Origin of the sequence: Paenibacillus nasutitermitis (assembly GCF_014641075.1) — a bacterium.
Lineage (GTDB): Bacteria > Bacillota > Bacilli > Paenibacillales > Paenibacillaceae > Paenibacillus_Z > Paenibacillus_Z nasutitermitis.
Genome location: NZ_BMHP01000007.1, coordinates 174,706 through 195,404, shown reverse-complemented (window position 1 = coordinate 195,404; position 20,699 = coordinate 174,706). Strand labels below are relative to the sequence as shown.

General features: G+C 47.7%; 20 protein-coding genes and 1 tRNA gene. 8 read left to right on the top strand and 13 right to left on the bottom strand.

From position 1 onward, the window contains the following. The first annotated feature begins 267 nt into the window (after nucleotides 1–267). From IEY46_RS30675 to IEY46_RS30660, 4 genes are all read left to right on the top strand, one after another. Nucleotides 268–648, top strand: coding sequence for a helix-turn-helix domain-containing protein (locus IEY46_RS30675; RefSeq protein WP_188998501.1), 381 nt, complete (start codon nucleotides 268–270; stop codon nucleotides 646–648). 24 nt (nucleotides 649–672) lie between these two features. Then, entirely contained in the window at nucleotides 673–1,083 is a 411-nt protein-coding gene (locus IEY46_RS30670; protein ID WP_188998497.1) for an ImmA/IrrE family metallo-endopeptidase, read from the top strand. A 178-nt stretch (nucleotides 1,084–1,261) separates the two neighbouring features. After that, nucleotides 1,262–1,954, top strand: coding sequence for a FadR/GntR family transcriptional regulator (locus IEY46_RS30665; RefSeq protein ID WP_188998494.1), 693 nt, complete (start codon nucleotides 1,262–1,264; stop codon nucleotides 1,952–1,954). Next, the gene (locus tag IEY46_RS30660) at nucleotides 1,951–3,183 is read left to right on the top strand and encodes a CynX/NimT family MFS transporter (protein ID WP_188998491.1); all 1,233 of its coding nucleotides are present in this window, start codon (nucleotides 1,951–1,953) and stop codon (nucleotides 3,181–3,183) included. Before IEY46_RS30665 ends, IEY46_RS30660 begins: the two co-directional genes overlap by 4 nt. A gap of 7 nt (nucleotides 3,184–3,190) precedes the next feature. Here the strand turns inward: IEY46_RS30660 and IEY46_RS30655 are convergent, their stop codons facing one another. From IEY46_RS30655 to IEY46_RS30620, 8 genes are all read right to left on the bottom strand, one after another. Beyond that, entirely contained in the window at nucleotides 3,191–5,062 is a 1,872-nt protein-coding gene (locus tag IEY46_RS30655; RefSeq protein ID WP_188998489.1) for an ADP-ribosylglycohydrolase family protein, read from the bottom strand. A 91-nt stretch (nucleotides 5,063–5,153) separates the two neighbouring features. After that, a complete protein-coding gene (locus IEY46_RS30650; protein ID WP_188998486.1) occupies nucleotides 5,154–6,050 on the bottom strand; it encodes a carbohydrate ABC transporter permease in 897 nt (298 codons plus the stop codon). Between the two features lie 74 nt (nucleotides 6,051–6,124). Beyond that, nucleotides 6,125–7,048, bottom strand: coding sequence for an ABC transporter permease (locus IEY46_RS30645; RefSeq protein ID WP_229750653.1), 924 nt, complete (start codon nucleotides 7,046–7,048; stop codon nucleotides 6,125–6,127). Nucleotides 7,049–7,116: 68 nt separating this feature from the next. After that, nucleotides 7,117–8,835, bottom strand: coding sequence for an extracellular solute-binding protein (locus IEY46_RS30640; RefSeq protein ID WP_188998484.1), 1,719 nt, complete (start codon nucleotides 8,833–8,835; stop codon nucleotides 7,117–7,119). Between the two features lie 146 nt (nucleotides 8,836–8,981). Next, a complete protein-coding gene (locus IEY46_RS30635; RefSeq protein WP_188998481.1) occupies nucleotides 8,982–10,589 on the bottom strand; it encodes a response regulator transcription factor in 1,608 nt (535 codons plus the stop codon). Beyond that, the gene (locus IEY46_RS30630) at nucleotides 10,564–12,348 is read right to left on the bottom strand and encodes a sensor histidine kinase (RefSeq protein WP_188998479.1); all 1,785 of its coding nucleotides are present in this window, start codon (nucleotides 12,346–12,348) and stop codon (nucleotides 10,564–10,566) included. Before IEY46_RS30630 ends, IEY46_RS30635 begins: the two co-directional genes overlap by 26 nt. Nucleotides 12,349–12,712: 364 nt before the next feature. Further along, complete coding sequence (locus IEY46_RS30625) at nucleotides 12,713–13,579, bottom strand: YitT family protein (RefSeq protein ID WP_188998477.1); 867 nt, start codon at nucleotides 13,577–13,579, stop codon at nucleotides 12,713–12,715. 26 nt (nucleotides 13,580–13,605) lie between these two features. Continuing rightward, nucleotides 13,606–13,848 carry a YolD-like family protein gene (locus IEY46_RS30620; protein WP_188998474.1) on the bottom strand — a complete coding sequence of 81 codons (243 nt, stop codon included), beginning with the start codon at nucleotides 13,846–13,848 and terminating at the stop codon, nucleotides 13,606–13,608. 384 nt (nucleotides 13,849–14,232) lie between these two features. Between IEY46_RS30620 and IEY46_RS30615 the strand changes: the two genes are divergently transcribed. Beyond that, nucleotides 14,233–14,496 carry a hypothetical protein gene (locus IEY46_RS30615; RefSeq protein WP_188998472.1) on the top strand — a complete coding sequence of 88 codons (264 nt, stop codon included), beginning with the start codon at nucleotides 14,233–14,235 and terminating at the stop codon, nucleotides 14,494–14,496. 94 nt (nucleotides 14,497–14,590) lie between these two features. On the opposite strand, the gene IEY46_RS30610 is transcribed toward IEY46_RS30615, so the two are convergent. After that, nucleotides 14,591–14,667, bottom strand: a tRNA-Met gene (locus IEY46_RS30610). A 182-nt stretch (nucleotides 14,668–14,849) separates the two neighbouring features. On the opposite strand from IEY46_RS30610, the gene IEY46_RS30605 reads away from it, so the two are divergent. The 3 genes from IEY46_RS30605 (at nucleotide 14,850) to IEY46_RS30595 (ending at nucleotide 16,447) form a co-directional block, all read left to right on the top strand. Then, nucleotides 14,850–15,353 carry a hypothetical protein gene (locus IEY46_RS30605; protein ID WP_188998469.1) on the top strand — a complete coding sequence of 168 codons (504 nt, stop codon included), beginning with the start codon at nucleotides 14,850–14,852 and terminating at the stop codon, nucleotides 15,351–15,353. Between the two features lie 154 nt (nucleotides 15,354–15,507). After that, a complete protein-coding gene (locus IEY46_RS30600; protein WP_188998466.1) occupies nucleotides 15,508–15,909 on the top strand; it encodes a DUF948 domain-containing protein in 402 nt (133 codons plus the stop codon). An 82-nt stretch (nucleotides 15,910–15,991) separates the two neighbouring features. After that, nucleotides 15,992–16,447, top strand: a complete 456-nt coding sequence (locus IEY46_RS30595) for a hypothetical protein (RefSeq protein ID WP_188998464.1) — start codon at nucleotides 15,992–15,994, stop codon at nucleotides 16,445–16,447. A gap of 70 nt (nucleotides 16,448–16,517) precedes the next feature. Here IEY46_RS30595 and IEY46_RS30590 read toward each other — a convergent pair whose 3' ends face one another. The 4 genes from IEY46_RS30590 to IEY46_RS30575 are packed head-to-tail and all read right to left on the bottom strand — an operon-like array spanning nucleotide 16,518 to nucleotide 20,603. Then, a complete protein-coding gene (locus IEY46_RS30590; RefSeq protein WP_188998460.1) occupies nucleotides 16,518–17,282 on the bottom strand; it encodes a LamG domain-containing protein in 765 nt (254 codons plus the stop codon). Between the two features lie 10 nt (nucleotides 17,283–17,292). Next, nucleotides 17,293–18,765, bottom strand: coding sequence for an extracellular solute-binding protein (locus IEY46_RS30585; RefSeq protein ID WP_188998457.1), 1,473 nt, complete (start codon nucleotides 18,763–18,765; stop codon nucleotides 17,293–17,295). 20 nt (nucleotides 18,766–18,785) lie between these two features. After that, nucleotides 18,786–19,652, bottom strand: coding sequence for a carbohydrate ABC transporter permease (locus IEY46_RS30580; protein ID WP_188998453.1), 867 nt, complete (start codon nucleotides 19,650–19,652; stop codon nucleotides 18,786–18,788). A gap of 21 nt (nucleotides 19,653–19,673) precedes the next feature. Next, entirely contained in the window at nucleotides 19,674–20,603 is a 930-nt protein-coding gene (locus tag IEY46_RS30575) for an ABC transporter permease (protein WP_188998451.1), read from the bottom strand. Nucleotides 20,604–20,699 lie beyond the last annotated feature (96 nt).

The following is a 20,699-nucleotide window of genomic DNA, read 5'->3' as shown; positions in this document are numbered from 1 at the left end:
GAAATTCTGGCTTTCGTTACAGTCCTCAAAACAAAACCGGCAGTTGCAGACATTCCCCATTCCTCCAGAAACTAAGCATTAATAAAGAATTCAGGGGAGGGAAAAATCCGGTTGACTTCAAAAATAAAATTATCTATACTAGTCAACAAGATAATTCATTTATCAATCGAAGCAAATCAGAACCGGATCCTCGATCGATAAGGTCATTATAAAAGATAATTATTTTATCCGTCAAGGGATTTGGACATTTTGTTGGAGGTCATAAATATGAGTATGGGATCAATGCTGATTCGCCTTCGAGAGGAAAAGGGTCTAACGCAGGCCGATGTCGCAGCCAAGCTCGGTATCAAGAGAGCCCGTTACAACGCCTGGGAACATGACATCGCCAAGCCACGGGTTGCGATGCTCAATCAATTGGCTAATTTCTATGGCGTAAACCCCGATTTTCTGCTAGGCTTTGAATCACACACCCCTCTTCCGGAATGGGCCACAGCCAAGGACAAGCGGGATTTCAAGAAAATGCTGGAGGAAGACGAGGTTGTCATGTTCGACGGCGTTCCGATCAGCGATGTGGGGAAGCAGCGCGTCATGGATGTACTGACAGGCTTGTTCTGGGAAGCGAAACAGATGAATAAGAGGAAGAAATAACCGCTAACGATAAAAGGTGATGCCATGAATGAAATCATAACCAAACTCATCCGCCGGTTTCACACCAATGATCCGTTTGAGATTGCGCGTGGGCTTGGGATTCATATCCGGTTTTTGGAGCTTGGGGAAGGTACCCGCGGTCTTTATTACAAGAAACTGCGCCGGCGTTTTATTGTCATCAATGAGCAGCTCGACGACAATTGGCGGAGGTTCGTCTGCGCCCATGAGCTGGCCCATGACCGTCTACACCCTGGACTCAGCCGTTTCTGGCTGGATGAGCAATCCTTCTACAATGTTGGAAAATACGAACGGCAGGCCAATAAATTCGCCGTCCGTCTGTTGATGGCCGGAAGCCCACCAGTGAAAGGGGAGACAATCGAGAAGCTGCTCAAGCGCAATGGGATTCCCGAAGAAATGCAAAGCTTTTTCTATTAATAGCGGTAATCTATATCAACACGCGCAATGGCTGGCCAGCCATTGCACGTGTTTTTCTTCGTGATGACCGCCTCAGCATTTGGTTAACACAACGGATCGAGCAGGATTTACAACTCTCACGGATTATGATAGATTATAAACAGCCAAACATCCTACGTTTAGAAAAGAGGCTAACCTCATGCTGCAACAGCCAACCCGTTTTACACTTGTCGAGCAGGTAGCACGGCAGCTTGAAACACTTATTGAGTCCGGGGAGTGGCCTGTAGGCAGCCGTATACCCGCCGAACCCGAGTTGATGACACAGCTCCAGGTAAGCCGCAATACGTTAAGAGAAGCCATACGCGCACTGATCCATGCCGGACTGCTCAAGACGAGGCAAGGCGACGGCACCTATGTCCGTTCCGCAAGTGCGTTGGGAACGCTTATGCAGAAGCGGCTCCTTCGCTCCGATCTGCTGCAAACCCTGGAGGTGCGGCATGCGCTGGAGCGAGAAGCGGCCTTCCTGGCTGCTTCCCGCCGCAATAGCGAAGATATCGAAGCGATCCGTGCTCATTGGTCGGCCTGTCAGAAGGCTGTGGAGCAACAGGACAGGCAGACCTATATTGCCGCAGATATTCAGCTTCACCAGGCAATCGTAGCAGCCTCTCATAATGATATTTTATTGGAGCTGTACAAGCATATTTCGACGGCTCTACAGCAATCTGTCACGTACGTCGTGGAACTGAGCAATCAGAAAATGCACGACGAATTCCATCAGCAGCTTGTCGAAGCCATTATCGCCCAGAATGCGGACAAAGCTGTCGAAGCCGTCCATTTCTATATCAAGCAGGCCCGCAGCGACCTGGAAAACCATTTGGAGGAAACATCATGAATGCAAGCAGCAAGCTGGAACTTCATCTACCGCGGGAGAATCCATCGGCCCGCACCCAGAGCGGCCTTCTGATTCTGGGCTTTATTTTTATAGCGCTTAATATGCGGGCGCCTCTTACCTCTGTTGGCCCTCTTATCGGTACAATCCGCGATGACTTGGGAATGTCCAACACGCTGGCAGGCAGTATTACAACGATCCCCCTGCTGGCCTTTGCTTTGTTATCCCCATTCACTCCGATGTTTGCCCGCCGCCTCGGGATGGAGCGGGTCCTGCTGTACGCGCTGATTCTGCTTGTCCTGGGTACTGCGCTGCGGTCGGTTGACAGTGGAATCAGCACCTTATTCGGGGGAACGATACTGATTGGACTTGCCATAGCATTATGCAATGTACTGCTTCCCAGCCTAATCAAGCGGGATTTCCCGCTTAAAATCGGCCTCATGACAGGAATCTATTCCTTATCAATGAATTTAAGTGGGGCGATTGCAACGGGAATAAGCGTCCCTTTATCCAACTATACACAGATTGGATGGAAAGGGGCGCTTGGCTGCTGGGGTATCCTTGCCTTGCTTGCCACCTTCATCTGGCTGCCGCAGCTCCGCAGCCTGAATAAGCCCTCCCTTGCTGCCGCTGCCGCAAGTATTCCCCAGGGATCGATCTGGCGGTCGTCTCTCGCCTGGAAAGTTACCTTGCTTATGGGCACGCAGTCGCTCATTTTCTATGTCACCTTGACCTGGCTGCCGGAAATTCTCGTATCACGGGGAATGAGCGCAAGCTCCGCAGGTTGGATGTTGTCTTGCCTGCAGTTTGCCCAGCTTCCTTGTACATTTATCGTGCCGATTCTGGCGGCAAGAATGAAGAATCAGCAGCCCTTGGTCGGTATCATCACCCTATTATATCTCATTGGCTTCGGAGGTCTTTTCATTCAAAATACGGCGCTCGTTCCGATCTGGGCTATCATCCTGGGTATTGCTGGAGGTTCATCCTTCAGTCTGGTGATGATGTTCTTCAGCTTGCGAACCAGACAGGCCCATGAAGCCGCCCGTTTGTCCGGAATGGCGCAATCTTTCGGTTATCTGTTTGCAGCCTTCGGCCCCATTGTGTTCGGTATGCTGCACGATACGATGGGCAGTTGGACTCTTCCGCTCTGCATGTTAATTACAGCCAGTCTGCTGATTTCCGTATTTGGCTTGGGCGCAGCAAAAAATCAGTACATTTGGAATTCCCATTAACAGCCGTTTATTGATTGACAAATAGCATATCGATGTAGGAATAGTAGGATCCTGGCGTCTGTGTCTCGCCTGTTGAAACCGTAAGGACATACACCTCAAGCGGGTCCCCCTGCTTGAGGACTTCAATATCCAACTCGTGTACGCCTGCCGGAAGCGTCAGCTCGAGGAACTGATCCTTTTGCGGCCGGTGGTATGCAGGCATAAATTCCAGCACTTCCTGGCAATCAATAATGCTTGTTCCGTTTAGCTTCGCTTTGACAGGCGCGTTAGCCGCAGCGATCAAGCGTATTTTCCGTTTGGAAGGATTTTGAATCCAGGTTTTGGCGCGGTATACGCCGTCCCTGCTTGTCATCAGTGCATCCACCCAATCCATGCGGCTCCCGGCAAAGATGACGTTCTTCCCTTCTTCATTATCCGGCCCCCAGACGGTCCAATGCATGGCCGCAACCAATGAGAAGGGTACCCGCTGCGCAGACCATTTATGCCCATCATGCATACGAACCCAGCGCAAGGCCAGATCATAGGTAGGAGCAGCCTCTGCAGAAGAGCGGATTTCGGCAGCCCAATGGATCGTTTCGCCTGGTTGAAGCTTAATCTGCTTCTCCGATCCTCCCTGCCAGCCTGCAGGCAAGTCCAGCGCCATGTTCCCCTCTTGAACCACCAGTGAATTGTTTGTTATGGATATTTCAATGGATTTGGATTGTTCCCTGCCAATGGAGGGACCCTTATCTCCATAATCAATAACAAGCTCCAGATCTGGCACTTCGCATGTACCTTGAGGCAGCAAATAGTGGTTCGCTGTCACTTTGCGGTCCCACCAGCTTTGGACCGCCGCTTCACCATCCGCTTCACGGCTCCATGAGGTGGGAAGTTCCGGGTGCACCATAATGCCGGTATCCCAGGCTGCCAAAACATGTTTGCCCATTCGAATCGTGCGGCGCGTCAATTCATCCAGGTTCGCAGGCGCCGGAAAGCCTTTAATCGGCGGGCTGACAACAACGCGATCCCCCACGGGCTTTACCCATTTCTCCGGAAGCCCTTCCGGTCCCAGAATCATGCCGAGTATCGCTCCAAGCGTAGCTGCCGTGCAATCCGTATCGTAGCCGCAGTTCGCCGCTTTCAGAATAGCATCTTCGAAATCCTCGCCGTACAGCCAGCCTAGAAGCGTAAAGGCGATGTTTTGCGGCGCATCCGTGAAATTATCATCTCCATGATGCAGGAGAATGAGCGATCTTGCTTCCGTCCAGGATTTCCCTTCCTTATGCCAGATGAGCAAATCCTTGACCGCAAGCGCCGTACGGCAATCCGGTGGAATATAGGTCAAACCGATTTCAATCAGACGATCCCTGTCCTGCTCCAGGAAGATCGCGCTTTCGATTGCAGCGAAAAACATCTCCCCGTAGACGCCTTCTCCTCCGGCATGATCGACAATCGCATCATGATAAGCGTAATGCGCTGCCGTTTCGGGCGATCCCGGGGCTACCATAGCCCAAATTTCGGAACGAATCGGCGAACCCATGCAGTTTGTGAACGGGTTGTTGAACCAGCCTGCTACGGGCGCTACCAAGCCCCTGCGCAGATTAGTCACCGCATATCCGTATTCGTCAAACGGAAAAAACACATGCTCCACCCATTCCTGTCCAAGCTCTTTACAGGTCAGACCGGGGCCGTATTGCTCAAGAGCATGAAGCCAGACCAGCTGCAAATCCAAATCGTCATTTTCCAACGGACCGTCGGGCAGCTCAGGGTAAAAGTCCAGGTTCAGCAGTTCCTTAACTCCCTCAATCGGCGCTCCCAGTGTTCCTCCGATATTTTTGCCCAGCCAGCCCCCGTAAACCATCCGGTAATAATCCTGTTCATTCAATATGCTTGTTCCCATCCTGTTCATCCTCCATCCATATATTCATCTCTATTGATCCATCATCAAGGCTATTAACCGCTGCTTAGGAATGACCGGCTTCATGCACGGCTTAGCCTTTCACACTGCCAAGCACAATTCCCTTCATGAAATATTTCTGAAGAAAAGGATACAGCACCAGAACCGGCAGTGCCGCCATGAAGATTTGCGATGCTTTGGTCGTACGGTCCGACACCTCCGCCAGCGCCTTCATATCTTCCGCTGTGAGGTTGCCGCCAGCAGTAAATAGCTCCGTGCTTACAACCAGTGTCTGCAGATAGGTTTGCAGCGGATAATTATCGGGCGATTTCATAAAGATCAAGCCGTCAAACCAGGAATTCCACTGCCCCACGCAGGTGAACAACAGAATAGTCGCCAGTGCGGGCATGGATATGGGCACCATCATGGTCCACAGCAGCTTCCAATGGGTACATCCGTCGACAAGAGCCGCCTCCTGGATTTCCTTGGGCGTTCCGCGGAAGAAATTAAGCAGCAGTACGATATTAAACACCGCTACCGCCCCCGGAAGAACAAGCGCCCAGATGGTGTCCAGCATATGGTAGTTGCGAATGACCATATAAGTCGGTATAAGTCCCCCGCTAAACAGAATCGTCACGAAGAAAAACCACACATAGAAGGTTCGCATCGGAAACTCCGTCCGCTCCTTGGACAATGGATAAGCGGACATAATAACGACGATCATACTGATCACTGTCCCCAGCACAACCCGTTCGATCGACACAAGCAGCGATTGCAGGAACTCTGGCTTGGACAAGGCATATTTATAGGAGCTCAAGGTAAAATCAACCGGCCACAGCTTGACAGCTCCCGCCGTCGCCGCCGAACTTGAACTGAAGGAAATCGCCAAAATGTTAATAAGCGGGAGAAGGCAAACGACTGCCAGAGCGATAAGGAATACATTGTTGCAGATCAGAAAAATCCTGCGCCCAAGCGAAGCATTGAGGTCCATTGATTATCCCTCCTTTCTTTAAATAAGTTGGAAGGCCGGTGATCTTGGCGAAGCAGCCTGATTGTCACCCTTTTTTAAAAAATCCGATATCCGGCCAACCGGTAAGCCAGCCAATACGACGCTCCGACAAAGATCAGGGAAACGACCGATTTGAATAAACCGACAGCCGTCGCTACCGCATACTGGGCATCAATGAGACCGAGCCGATAAACGAAGGTATCCAGAATATCCCCCGTCCGGTAGACAAGCGGATTATACAGATTGAACACCTGATCGAACCCCGCATTCAGCACGCCGCCAAGCCCAAGGGTAGCCAGCAGCACAATAATGGGGAGCATCCCCGGAAGTGTTACATGCAAGGTCTGCTTCCATCGGCCTGCACCATCCATAATGGCCGCTTCGTATAAGGTCGGATTGATGCTGGTAAGTGCCGCCAGATAAACAATTGTCCCGAACCCGAATTCCTTCCATACATCCGTGACCACCAATACATAAGGAAACAGCTTGTCATTGCCGAGAAAAAATTGCGGTTTCATCCCCAGCCAGCCCATCGCCTCATTCAAGAGACCATGCGAAGGAGAGAGGATATCGATCAATATTCCGCCCAGAATGACCCAGGATAGGAAATGCGGCAGGTAGACAAGCGTCTGCACCGAACGTTTAATGGAGGACTTGCGTACCTCATTCAACAGCAGAGCCGTAACAATAGGCGCAATTTGACCAAAAATGATTTTCAGAAAAGCGATATAAACCGTGTTCCACAGCACCTGGCCAATACCGGGCATTTCGAGCATAAATCGAAAATTATCCCAGCCCACCCACTTGGAATCGAAAAAACCTTTGGCGGGAATGAAGTTCTGAAACGCGATAACAATTCCCGCCATCGGGATATAATGAAATAATATGAGCAGCACGATCCCGGGCACCAGCATCAGATGCAGCGGGAGATGCTTCTTCCAGGGTCTTCTTTTGGCAGCAGCCGCTTCCATCGTCATCATTCCTTTAACTCATGTCATTCCCGAAGGAAGCGGTGTCTTGCGCCCACCCCCTTCCTTCTACTTAACTGCTATTGTTTGGCTTTATACCATTCATTAACTTCCGTTGTAATATCGTCGCCTCCGAATTTCTTCCAGTCGGCAAAAAACTTGTCGAATTCACCAATATCGGATTGGCCCATGATGATCTTCGTGAATACTTCCTGCTTCATTTTATCCAAGGTGCTTTTTTTGGCTGTCATGGTCGGTGTGCTCGGACCTGAGTATTCGTCGACCAGATACCGATTATCCTTCACATAATCGCTGACTACGTTCATACCGCCTTCGGGTCCGGCCCACTTATAAGATGACCAGGCTTGACCTTCCTCGTTGCTGTCCGCGAATTTGCCCGATAACCACAGTTGATAAAGGTCATAATGATGTTTTACGTCGGCGATCGGATTATCCATATACTTGCCGGCATCAACAGATTCCTGTACGCCCCGGTGAATATTGATCAGCTCCAGCGGATCGCTAATAATGACTGCCGCATATGCCGATACATTAATTTCCTTATTGGCTCCTCCATACCAATACGCGTCCAGGCGTCCTTCCGGACCGTACTGCTTCTCCACTGCAAAATTCAGCAGCTTCACAAGTGCTTCCGGATGCTCGAAGCCTTTGCGCACGACATAATAATTGGAGACCGGAACGCTGCCCGATGTGCTGGCCGGCTGATCATCGAAGGAAATCAGAGGATAAGGTTTCCAATCCGACTTTTCCTTCTTGTAGTGGTCGGTAAGCGGCCACCATACGGCGCCTTCTCCTGAATAGAACATGCCTGTTTTGTTGGAAGCAATCAGCTCGTACGCTTTAGCCTGATCCTTGACCGCAAATTCAGGATCAATAAGACCCGCCTTGAACATCTCCTGCAGCTTCTGCAGCGCGGGCTTCAGTCCCGGCTGAACATCCCCATATACCAGTCCCGAATCTTCCTTCACCCAGCGTCCCGGATAAGCGTGGAAGCTTTCGAAGAAACCCATCAGGGAATTCAAATCTTTGTTGATTCCACCAAGTCCTATCGTATCCTTCTGGCCGTTTCCATCAGGATCCTGATTGGCAAAAGCTTCAGCGATCCGGTATACGTCATCCATCGTCTTGGGCTCTGCCAGATTCAGCTTCTTGAGCCAATCCTGACGGATCCAGAGCATTTGGGCACCCGTGCCGGTAAAGCTGACCCCCGGCAGCGCCAGCAGCTTGTTCTCAAAGGTGGAGGCTTTCATTCCGTTGCCGCCGTCATTGGTAATGACCTTCTTTGTTTTGTCCGAAGCGTATTGCTCGAATACATCCGTCAAATCCTCGACCATATCGGCATCGACGAGCCGTTTGAGCTCGTTGGCGTTTACCGTCAGGATATCCGGGATATCACCCGAAGCAATGGTTACATTCATTTTTTGCTGCCACTGGGTTTGCGGAACGCTCCACTCGTTCACCAGCTTGATGCCAAGCTCCTCTTCATAGGAACGGTACCAGATATTGTTGTCCATACTGTCGCCCTTCTCAAATTTCAGAGATGGAGGCAGCCATCGGACAGTCTTCACTTCCACCGGAGGGTCGTATTTCCCGAGAGGATCGGCTGCTGGCGTATTTACAGCATTTCCCGCCCCATCACTGTTTCCTTTGCCCGTTGTATTCGCCAGGCTATTCTTGTTTCCATTCGCTCCGTCGTTCGCGCTGCTGCATGCTGTCATGAAAAGAAGCATGGCCGCGGCGGCGAACATCAGGCACCGTTTCATTCCGGCGTGCTGCATGTTCAATCCCCCTTATGTTGTAACCGTTGTCACAGGTCTTCAATAAGTATAAGCCTGTTGCCCCGCAGGCGTAACAGGCCACTTCTTTACATCCGCTTATCTATTTTTTACCTCTTTGCTGAACCCGTTCTAAGGTAAGCCGGCTTCTATCTCTCTTCAAGATTGCGGTAATCCTGTGGAGGATGTCCGCTTGCCTTCTTGAAGAAACGTGTAAAATGAGGTGGCGAAACAAAACCGAGCACACGGCTGATTTCATGGATTTTCATATCGGAATGCAGCAGCAGACGCGAAGCTTCCTTGAGCTTCGTTTCATGAATATAGCTGAGCAGGTTCATGCCTGTTGCCTTCTTGAATGCCCGGGACAAATAGGAAGGATTAAGCTGGACCAGCTCGGACAGCCGGACCAGAGACAAATCCTCACCCAGATGCTCCTGGATATATTGTTTGATCCGCTCGATCGTATGGTCGCGTCTTTCCGTAAGCTCCTGCCGCTGCAGTTCAAAAATTACCATAGCCAAGTCCAAATAATACCCCAGCAGTTGTTCTGCATCCATCTGAAGCTCTGCCTGCTGCAGCAAAGGCTGCAGGTTCGTACGCACAGCCAGTCTCTCCTGCTGGTTGAAACGATGCATATGCCTCAGGAACAGGAGGGAAAGCGAGGAATGGATCAGCTCGGTCTGGGTGGATTGTGATACAAACCATTCCCATTCCCGCATAAAGTCATTCTCCTGGCTTGCGGCCAAATAATCGCCGAGTTGTTCGGCTTTGCGCAGAATTCTTGCCCGCGTATACTCGTTTTCATCGAAGGCAGCCTGGATCAGTCCATTCTGATTGCCGGATTGACGATCCAGCTCATGACGCAGCAGTGCCCAGCGATCGGCAACTTCATCCCATCCGCAGGGCGACCGGTCCAGCAGAAACAATAACGGAGTCGCAAAGGACTGCAGACATTCTATCTCCATATGCTCGGCTACTTCCTGCACCGCCAGCGGAACTTCATCCCATGGCATCCCACCGGCTTCCGTATCCCTTGCAGCAGGCTGTACGAACCAGATCATCGTATTCTTGTCGATAAAGACATAGCTCATCTGCAGCTGCGAATATCCGTACTGCTCCAGGATCACCTTCATTCCCGTGTGCAGCTGCGCTTTGGTAACAGGCGGTAAAGCAGCAGCAGTTCTGACTAGCCTTGACGCCATCAGCAGAACCGGCATTTCTGCATGCAGCGGAATGCGCAGCTCCGCAAACTGCCTGCCCCGCTCCAGAGCATCGTCCGCCTCGCCGTGCAGCAGGTCGGTCAACAGCTCATTCTGCAGCAGTGGCAGCGATTGCTCCATATGCTGCATCGCTTTAACCATTAAACCTTCAATTTGCTGCTCTCCTTCAATTTCACTGATTGCATGGTGAACAGTCTCCAGAATGACTTCATGCCCTTCAGTCTTAAGCAAATAACTGGTATTGTCGTGACTGATCGCCTCGTAGACATAATCGAATTCACTGTGTCCCGTCAGGAAAATCACCCTGCATCTGGGCCATAATCTGCGGATATGCTTATGCAGCTCCATCCCGCTCAGCACGGGCATCCGAATATCGGTCAGCACCAGATCAAATTTCCCCCGCTTCAGCCACTCCAGCGCCTTCTTGCCGGAATAGGCTTTATACAGGTCCAGCTCGAACGGGAACCGCTCCTGCAGCAGCGTATAGAGGCTGTCTGCAATATCCGGTTCATCATCCACAATTAACAGTCGCAGCATCTTCCGATTCCCCCTTCCGGATCATCAATATAACTTCCAATCCTCCAAGTCCGCTGCGGCCCACCTGCAAGCCGCCTTGCTCGCCATATTTATTGCGCATGCGACGATGAATATTGAGCAGAGCCGTGGTTTCAATCGCATGGTCATCCGTTTCCAGCCAAGCCTGAAGCTCATCCAGCCGATCCTCTTCCAGGAAGGTTCCGTTGTCTCCGATCCGGATCAACAGATGGTCCTTTTCTTCCTGAAAGGAAATAACAAGCCGCCCCCCCTCCTCGATATGATCAAAAACATGTTCGAAAGCGTTCTCAATCAGGGGCTGAAGAATCAGTCTCGGGACCATAACCGCCCGGTAAGCGGGCGGGACTTCGCCGTACTCCGCTTGCATCCGCAGCCGGAAACGTCTTTCCTGAATTTCCGTATAGATTGCGGCATGCTTGACCTCCTCCATCAATGGAACCTCGTCTGAGGAATTACGGGTTATGTAACGCAAATAGCTGCCCATCTGTGAAGCGAACAATTTGGCGCTGTCATAATCTTCCACGGCAATCATGTTAGACAGATTAAAATAACTGTTATACAGGAAATGGGGATTAATCTGCGATTGAAGCTGCTTAAGCTCCGAACGCTGAACCAGTATTTTTTGCGTATATACCTGCTCAATCAGCTCGCGCATATGCCTCGACATCTTGTTAAAGCCCTGCAGCAAATACCCGAACTCGCTGCGGCTGTGCGAATCGACGGATACATCCAGCTCCCCCTTCTCCATCTTCCGGAAAGCGCGAAGCAGCGCAAGCAGAGGTCGGTGAATCATACGGTACAGGGATATGCACAGCACAGTAATAAAAATCAGAAAAACAACTGTGAGCACCCAAAAAAGCTGCTGATAGCGGTATAAATTATAGAACAGATGCTTCTCCGGCACATAATGAATCAAAGAGAAGCCAAGCAGCTTCGAGAACCGGGAGGATACCAGAACGCGGTCAGCTCCTTCGCCAATGGACGTCATATTCCTTGCGGTATCCGATATTCCGGACCTGTGGTGATCGATAAACTGATCCAGATACGTGTTTTTATAAACATGCGTGCGGATATCAAACTCTCCGGTTGGATCGATCAAAATGGAGCCGCTGTTCTCGCTGCTCTCCAAAGCAGAGAGGGATTTGCTGAGTTCGCTTGAGGAAAGTTCGACGATAATCGAATAAAGCGCGTTCTCCTCTTCATACAGACCGCGTACCTCATGAACCAGAACGATATAAGGGATATGATTCACAAAATAAATCGCCTTCCCCGGATGCACCTTAGCCAGTTTTCTAGTCGTATCAAACTGCTCGGTGCGAATCGATCCGGAACCCTGCATCGCCGATATCGTCTGTTTAATCGAAGGCACATGAACCACAACATCCGATATATACAGACTGCTGTTCTTTATTGCGAACAACCGGTCCTGTACCAGAAGAATGGCCTGACTCTTATCGAATTTGTTCATGTAATCGGGAATGACGGCAAGCTTGTTCAGAAATTCATCATTAATCAGTTCAAACTGAAGCAGTTGAATCCGTTCGACTTCCTTCTCCATCGCCCGAATATTGGCATCAACCCGCGATTCCATGGAATTGGAGATTTCCAGCCGCAGCGCATTTTGGCTCCCGGAATAGAAATTGACCCCGATTAATACGATAGGCACCAGCATCAGGCCAAGCATCATGGCCAGACGAAGAAACAGCGAGTTATAAAGTTTCCTCAGCCCAATACGGATCATACTCACTCCTCTCCCCTTTAGTCTAGTAAACAATATACTACGGGAAAAAATGAGATGTACATCCTCCCAAGCAAATTAAATATATATGGGCCGGGTAACATAAGTCCCTTCCTGAAATATTTCTTAATCGAATTGTTACACCCGTTTCATCTGATTTTAAGATTAGCCGCCTATAATAAGAACTAACAACCCCCCTTTATTAATATAGAACGGCTTGGACCCGCAGAGATGCGGGTCATTTTTTTTTAGACCATACCGATCGCTCCGCTCCCTTATGTGGGTACCAACCTTTTCCTGACCCCTAAAAAAAAAACCATCCTCCACATAAATGTGAAAGACAGTTTCATTGGGCGAGCTTCGTTTTTTAATGTATGCTCTTCTTCTCCGTGCTTCCGCCCATGACGTCGGAGACATGCTGAATGGAGATGAAAGCGCTGGGATCGATTTCCTGGACCACATTCTTCAGCTTGGCCACTTCCAGCCGGGTGACAACGCAATAAATCATCTGCGTATCCTCCTTGGTATACCCGCCTTTTGCATAAATAAAGGTCGTGCTTCTGCCCAGCCTGTTTGAGATGGCCTCGGAAACCTCTTCGTAATCCTGTGTGATAATCGTAACGGATTTGGATTCATCCAGACCTTCCACAACAATATCCATGACCTTCGCGGCAATATAGAAGGAAAAGATGGAGTACATGGCGGAATCGGCGCCGAACACAAACCCTGCCACGATAAAGATGAACACATTGATCATCATGATGATTTGGCCAACCGGAATGCGCAGTTTTTTGGATAAAAGAATGGCTACGATCTCCGATCCATCAAGCGCTCCGCCGTAGCGGATAACCAGCCCCACGCCAAGACCCAGCGTAACGCCGCCGTAAAGGACAGCCAGAATTTTTTCAGTGGTGAACGGCTCTACATGATGCAGGAGAAATGTCGTGACCGACATAATGCCAACCGCATATAACGTGGAGAACGCAAAGGTTTTACCAATCTGCTTATAGCCGATAAAGAGAAAGGGTATATTGATCAGGAAGATAAAGATCCCCAGTGAAATTGACGTCACTTCGGACAAGACAATCGAAATCCCCGTGATCCCCCCATCAATAATGGAGTTGGGCACCAGGAACACTTCGAGGGCGATTGCCATCAGGACTGCCCCTACAGTGAGGAAAATAAACTTTTTCAGAAGATCAATAAACTTCGTTTTTCTATGGATTCTGGGCATCAACTGGCTCCTCCTGTGAGATATATTTAGCTGGCGTTCTCCACATTCATAATATCCATGAACGGAACCTTCGTAATTTCACCGAGTCTTTCCATATGTACAAGCCTTGTGCGGGTATCCATCAGAACAATTCTTCCCTGAACCTTCTGTTCCCAACCCCATACCGTCAGCATCAACTCGGATTCCTCCTGTTTGGCTTCTATAAGCCTTTCCCCCAGTTCTTCCAGTTGAAACTCGTCTCTTGTTGGTCTTTTTGGCGCCTTAGCCATGCCAATCATTCCTCCCTGCCTTCAAATTCAAGCTGAACCTCCATCACAATCACGACCGCATCCCATGACACTATGGCTTCTGAAAAAGAAAGGGTCCGCTCCCCCGACTAAGGATTGCGGCCCTATTATGTCGATTCGTCATGCTCAAGTCACTGATTCGGCTGGCCTTTGCAGATAATCGCAAAAGATGGCGATGCGAACTTCATCTTAGTAAAACACCTACTCTTAAGGTTACCATACTGAGCGAAAAAAATGAATAAAGAATGAAACGGATGTTCTACTTTCTGTCCCAATCTGCCCTGCAAGAGGCGCACATTTCTCCTATAGACAGAATAAGCTTTGTTTTCTTCTTGTGCTTGTGACATGATAAAGGCAGGATGAATCGTGGAAGGAATGATAGAGATGATGAACAGGAAATCCGGAACGGTTACGGTTAACGGAATGGTTTACAAACTGCTGGCTGACCCTGATTTAACCGGTCGGCTGCTGACCGAAGGACGATTCCAGGCCAATGATTGCGAATTCTCTGCGCTTGCAGTGGATCATGAAGGGAAACAAAGTCGTATCTATTGGATCCTGCCATTAGTCGATGGTGTTGTTGTCAATGACCTCGACTGGAGTGATGCAGACCGGGTTGAGTATCTATAGTGTACAAGCCGGCTGTTGACTTACATAAAAGCAACAAGAAATCCCCGTCCAGCACAAGGCCGGACGGGGATAGATATATCATAATAGATAAAATTGGTTGCGGGGGCAGGATTTGAACCTGCGGCCTTCGGGTTATGAGCCCGACGAGCTACCGGGCTGCTCCACCCCGCGTCATGATCAGGCACGTTTTGTACCCGGAGATTATAGTATAACCTTTATGAAGGAAATAAGCAAATATTTTTTCTTCTTAAACGGATTTCCGGTTTGGGCCGCAGCCTAATTTGTACCAGGCAGGTGTCACTGCTTCGTCATTGTGAATAGGCTGTATCATCAAAGTGATGGAGGTTCAAACAATGACAATCAATCCTTACGCCTATCCATATGTCCGACACCCCCACCCCTATTATCAGCCTTATTATACACAGCATCCCGTCCATCCGTACGCCTATCACCCATGGATGCATCCTACAGGCCGAGAGCCTTACTGGAGCCAAACAAATGGGATTCACCCAGGCGGGCTCCACCCCGGAGGTCATGGCGTCGGGTTTAATGCAGAAGGGCACCTCGGCCCCTTTGGGATGGGTGTTCATGCCGGCGGTCACATGGGTCATGGATATGAGGCAGGATTCTATGAGGATGGCAATCCAGGGGGCAACCAGGACCTTGAGTTGCAGTCAAACAGTCATGCAGGCGGAGGATATGGAGTCGGTATTAATGCCGGCGGCCACATTGGAGGCGATCACGGTCTGGGCCTGCAGGCAGGAGGACATCTCGGCACCCATGGTGTCGGTGTTCAAGCAGGCGGTAATGTCGCCGGCCATGGCGTCGGTGTGAAAACGGGTTTTAACTGGGGATAACCCTTTCACATGTATGAAAGAGAGCGCTGCTTTTGCGCTCTTTTTCGTGTTATCCGGACTTTTTTGAGGCTTCCGCTGATGGAATTTACATCACCCTTAGTCATGCAAAACCTGTCCTTCCCATAAAATAAGAAAAAGAAGGCGAGGTGCTACGATGAATAAATACAGTGTTGCCGGTGCTGCAATTGCATTCATATGTCTGGATGTCTATCTCATCAAGACGCTTCGCAAAGTCATGAACACGCTGGATGAATCCAGTCTGACGCTGCGTGAAGCTCGTAGTTCCATTCATGTGCTAAGCCTGGAAGCCAAGAAGCTGATTCACAATGCCAATCAGGTCACCGTGGACGTCAAGCATAGAATCAAAACCGTTGACCCCTTGCTGGAGTCAGCTTCGGATGTCGGCGAGGTCATTCACTCTGTGGCCGAATCCGTTAAGCAAGCAGCGGGCATTACAGGAAAAGGAGAATCGCAAACCGACCTCCTGCACCATTCGAGCGTTCCCACCATGTCCCATCCTTTGCCTGCTGCCAGCGTGTACATTAAATCAAGGTAATACTGGAAAATAACCCGTTCCCTGGCGACCGGCCGGGCGGGTTATTTTCGTTAGCTTTTTACGAAAGGTTGTCACAAATATCATGATGAAAATCGGTATTGAGTCTAAAGCCTATCTCTACAGATACGGCATAGCCGAAGGCTTGACATTAATGAAGGAGCACGGCTACGAGTGCCTGGATTATCAGGACTTTATCGACACCAAAACCGAGCTCTTCGAATTAAGCGAAGCTTACTTTGAAAAGACACTTCATGATCAAAGAACGGCAATTGAGGCCGCAGGTATCGAAATTAGTCAGTCACATGGTCCGTGGAGATGGCCTCCTCAGGATTCTACACCCGACGGTATAGGAGACTTGCACTGGCTCCCTTACATGGGCATCATCGACTGGAAGGACTTCACAAATGCTCTGGTAGAAATCGGTTTTGACGATAGCTTCTCTCTTGAGACCTCCGTCTCCGAAAAAATTCCCGACGATATCCGTGGCATTCACGAACGCGCCCTCTTCGCATCTGCGAAAAAATTAGCCGCAAGATGAGATATCGCACAAGGATGCAATGAAATAGGCCGATTTTCACCTAATGGACTCATTGCTTGCTTATTTAACATCAATCAATACTCTTGGAGTAAAGCTCTGCTATTTCATTTTCGCTTAATGCCCGGTTATATACAGCCAAGCCGCCTAATAAACCGTGATAAAAATTACCGATTTCATCTGAACGATTCACTGCTCCTACAGTAAAATCTGCTCCATCCTTACCTCCATCAAATATACCATCCGGGTAAGGATAAGGATTATAGCCCTCGCGATAATCAAGCACGCCATCTAAATAAATCGTGGATTCGCTTCCATTATAGGTAAACACGATGAAATGCCATTCACCTTTTGCAACTGGTGTCGTACCAATTGCACTAGTCATACAATATTTATACCCTGGTGTAGGTCCCCCAACGGCTGATACATGGCCACATGCTTGTTCGGAGCTATCCCAAATTTCCAGATTAATAAATAGCCCGTACTGACGCCGTTTTTTCGTTTCATTCCAGATGCCTGCCACAAACTCACAGCCGCTGCTCGACCTTTCCGTTCTTTTGACCCATGCCATGACCGAGAACCGGGCATCTGCACCATAGATGTTTAACATCGGGCACTCTTCTCTAGCTATGCTCAACCATTTAGAATCCGATAAATCAATTGCTTTTCCACCGGCTATAGGAGCCTCGATAACGTCAACCGCACCATTCATTTCTTTCAGCTTATAAGGATAAGGTCCCTTGGCGATAAAGGTATCTCCTTCTTTATTCTGAAAGTCCCATAAAGAAATTAAGCCCTCTGTTTTTATAAATGAATCGCTTGCTGTTAACTTATTCATCGTGACCTCCTTATTGATTTACGAACCATTCATTCATTGCTTTAATTGCTGCTTCTCCGCCTTTGGCATTAAACTCTTCAACAAACTTATCAAACTCTGACAGATCACGTTTACCCATAATAAATTTCATTGCATTTTCTTCCATATAATTTTGCAGCTCTGTGAACTTAGTATCCCATGCCTCTACAAATGGAGAATACGCCGTTTCTTCTCTATTTTGTTTGAATGGAAGCAGCTCGTTATAGTACGGCAAAAATCCTTTAGCAGCTAATCTTGAGTTAAAGCTTTTATCCGTATCTAGTGAAAAGTACAATGTTCTCCACGGTATTTGATTGCTTTGCTCGGCTGTTTGAACCACTTCGTTATTCTCGATGGTATAATCCTCATTTTCGATTCCGAAGGTAATTAACTTATCTGTTTTGTCCTCAAGCAAAAAATTATAATACTCGGCAGCGCCAATTTTATTTTTAGCTTTCTTTGGAATAACTAAGTAGGTATCCGCTAATGATTCCGCTGGTATTCCTGATTTACCGTCCTGTCCAATTGGCGGTGCAATGTAATGTATGGTATCCGATTTTCCTTTCTCTTCAATCGCTTGATCTATTCTCATTGCATCCGACCAAAAGGTCGTAGTCATCGCTGCTGTACCGTTGATCATCTTGTCTTTAACATCTTTATTGATCGCGAATTCCTTATCGATGAGTCCTTCGTCATACCACGTCTTCATGGTTTCCAGAAATTGTTTGTATTCTGGCTGAAGCCAAGAAAATTCCAGTTTTCCATCCTTGACAACGGTTGAAGTGCCTACTCCAAATGCGCCAGCTAATGGAGAAAAACCTGATTTAAATGCTCCCGGATTGGACGTAGCCGCTGTATATGGCGCAATACCCTTCTTCTCTTTAATTGTTTTTAAAGTCTTATACATCTCATCCAATGTTGTAGGCGCTTTCAAACCAAGCTCACTTAGTATATCGGTGCGCACCAACAGACCATTTCCTACTTTTTGAGCAATCCTAATGGGTATTCCATACGTTACACCATCTAATTTAGCTACATCCAGTTCATCTTGTGAAAATACACTCGAAATGTTAGGAATGTTTTGTTTAATTAAATCGTCCAGCGGCTCAAATGCACCTTGTTGCGCCAGCTTAAAATAATCGGATTTACCTGGAATCCAGAGTATATCCGGCACATCACCCGAAGCGAGTAACACAGAGATTTTTTGTGACACATTATCCTTTGGCAACGGCTCATAGTTCAAGTTAAGCCCTGACCATTCACTCAATAAATTGACTAATTTATTGTTATTAATATTATCGTTACCAGTAAACTGTTCCAGCCCTGCATGATAGGTTCTCATAATTTTCAACGTATTCGATTTGGATGCTTCACCATTTTCGGAATCATTAGAACCACATCCTGCCAAGAGTGTGATCACCAGCATGGAAGCGAGTAATGCCGTAATTACTTTTCTTTTTGTCATGATTGTTTCCCCTTTTTTTATTATCCTTTTTCAGCACCTAGCATAATGCCTTGAACAAAATATTTTTGAATAAACGGATACACACACAGGATTGGGACCACAGCGCAAAGTATAGCCGCAGCTCTAATCGTCTCTGGCGTAATATCCTGGAATACATCACCAATATTCAAATCCGCTGTTCGATCATCCGTTACGAGTTGTAATAAATACATCTGCAGCGGCATCCAACGACGCTCCGTAATATACATCATCGCCTGAAAGAAGCTATTCCAATAGCCTACTGCATAAAACATCGATATTGTAGCAATGGAAGGAACAGATAAAGGAAGATAGATCGATATTAACACCCGTATATTGGAAGCTCCATCAATCCGTGCAGATTCTTCTAAGGAGTCAGGCACGGCTTGAAAAAAATTCCGGATCAATATCAAATTGAATGGTGATAATGCGACAGGCAAAATTAAGGACCAAATCGAATTTAATAGACCTGTTTCTTTAACAATTAAATAGGTGGGAATAATTCCACCACTGAAGAACATCGTAATGATAATCAACAGCATAAACATTCTGGACAATGGAAGATGTTTGCGCGATAGCGGATAGGCCGCTAATACGGTAATAATCATACTAATCAGCGTACCTGCTACTGCCAAAAAGATCGAGTTTGTCAGAGAATGATAGAACTGTTTATTTTGCAGCACATACTCGTAAGAACTAAAATTAAATCCTTTAGGCCAGAATACAATTTCTTTAGACAGAACGAAGGCTTCACTGCTTAAGGATTTAGCCATAATATGAAAAAATGGTAAAATGACCGAAAGCGATAGCAGCGTTAGGAGAGCAGCATTTACATATTGGAAGAGCTTTTCGCTTCGTGTTCTAATCAATTTCCACTCACCACCTGCACTTTAAAATATACCTTTTTCTCCCAAACGGCGTGCAATGCTGTTAGCGATAAGTAGAAGAACACAACCAATCGCTGATTTGAATAAGCCAGCAGCTGTCGTTAAGCCAAATTGCATTTGCCCTAAGCCTACTCTAAATATATACGTATCAATAATGTCAGCGACATTATACACCGTAGCATTATACATAACTAAAATTTGTTCAAAACCGGCATCAAACACATTGCCAATTCGTAGCAGTAATAAAATCACAATCGTTGAACGAATGCCTGGTAAAGAGATATGCCAAATTTGTCTTAAACGACTCGCGCCATCTACCTTAGCTGCCTGAAATACTTCATCATTAATTCCTAGTAATGCCGCTAAATATATAATGGCTCCCCAACCTGCTTCTTTCCAATTGTCAGTAATGACTAAAATCCAACGGAAGTATCGTTCATCTGACATGAAGAAAATAGACTCAAAGCCTAACTGCTCAATAAATTTATTAACCATACCACTGCTTGGTGAAAGAAGATCAATAACGATTCCACCAACAACAACCCAAGAAATAAAGTGAGGGATATACGTCACCGTTTGAACGATACGTTTAAATCGATTGAATATCATTTCATTTAGCATTAATGCGAGTAAGATTGGCGCCGGAAAGCCAAACACTAATTTCATTAAACTGATTACGATCGTGTTACGAATAACTCTAGGGAACTCGGCAAATGTGAAGAGCTCTCGAAAATGCTTCAAACCTACCCAAGGGCTATCCATAATTCCTTTCATAATATTAAAGTCTTTGAAGGCAATGACCACGCCATACATCGGTAAATATTTATATATGAGTATAAATAACAGTGCTGGAACGAGCATGAGATACAAATCCCAGTATTTCAAATACGTTGTTCCTCTTCGTAAGGAACCTTTGTTCCCGATGTTAATCATTTAACCCTCCTTGCTCCATTCGGCATATGATAACTATACAAAGCTTTATCGATCTTTCCTATTCACTAAATTTGAGTTTAAATGCAACTATTTTTA

Coding starts and splice junctions, on each gene's coding strand:
- IEY46_RS30595 (WP_188998464.1), top strand. CDS start 15,992: ATGATGAAAATCGGTATTGAGTCTAAAGCCTATCTCTACAGATACGGC.
- IEY46_RS30645 (WP_229750653.1), bottom strand. CDS start 7,048: ATGATGACGATGGAAGCGGCTGCTGCCAAAAGAAGACCCTGGAAGAAG.
- IEY46_RS30620 (WP_188998474.1), bottom strand. CDS start 13,848: ATGGCTAAGGCGCCAAAAAGACCAACAAGAGACGAGTTTCAACTGGAA.
- IEY46_RS30660 (WP_188998491.1), top strand. CDS start 1,951: ATGAATGCAAGCAGCAAGCTGGAACTTCATCTACCGCGGGAGAATCCA.
- IEY46_RS30655 (WP_188998489.1), bottom strand. CDS start 5,062: ATGGGAACAAGCATATTGAATGAACAGGATTATTACCGGATGGTTTAC.
- IEY46_RS30665 (WP_188998494.1), top strand. CDS start 1,262: ATGCTGCAACAGCCAACCCGTTTTACACTTGTCGAGCAGGTAGCACGG.
- IEY46_RS30585 (WP_188998457.1), bottom strand. CDS start 18,765: ATGACAAAAAGAAAAGTAATTACGGCATTACTCGCTTCCATGCTGGTG.
- IEY46_RS30650 (WP_188998486.1), bottom strand. CDS start 6,050: ATGGACCTCAATGCTTCGCTTGGGCGCAGGATTTTTCTGATCTGCAAC.
- IEY46_RS30630 (WP_188998479.1), bottom strand. CDS start 12,348: ATGATCCGTATTGGGCTGAGGAAACTTTATAACTCGCTGTTTCTTCGT.
- IEY46_RS30605 (WP_188998469.1), top strand. CDS start 14,850: ATGACAATCAATCCTTACGCCTATCCATATGTCCGACACCCCCACCCC.
- IEY46_RS30575 (WP_188998451.1), bottom strand. CDS start 20,603: ATGATTAACATCGGGAACAAAGGTTCCTTACGAAGAGGAACAACGTAT.
- IEY46_RS30670 (WP_188998497.1), top strand. CDS start 673: ATGAATGAAATCATAACCAAACTCATCCGCCGGTTTCACACCAATGAT.
- IEY46_RS30675 (WP_188998501.1), top strand. CDS start 268: ATGAGTATGGGATCAATGCTGATTCGCCTTCGAGAGGAAAAGGGTCTA.
- IEY46_RS30590 (WP_188998460.1), bottom strand. CDS start 17,282: ATGAATAAGTTAACAGCAAGCGATTCATTTATAAAAACAGAGGGCTTA.
- IEY46_RS30600 (WP_188998466.1), top strand. CDS start 15,508: ATGAATAAATACAGTGTTGCCGGTGCTGCAATTGCATTCATATGTCTG.
- IEY46_RS30640 (WP_188998484.1), bottom strand. CDS start 8,835: ATGCAGCACGCCGGAATGAAACGGTGCCTGATGTTCGCCGCCGCGGCC.
- IEY46_RS30635 (WP_188998481.1), bottom strand. CDS start 10,589: ATGCTGCGACTGTTAATTGTGGATGATGAACCGGATATTGCAGACAGC.
- IEY46_RS30625 (WP_188998477.1), bottom strand. CDS start 13,579: ATGCCCAGAATCCATAGAAAAACGAAGTTTATTGATCTTCTGAAAAAG.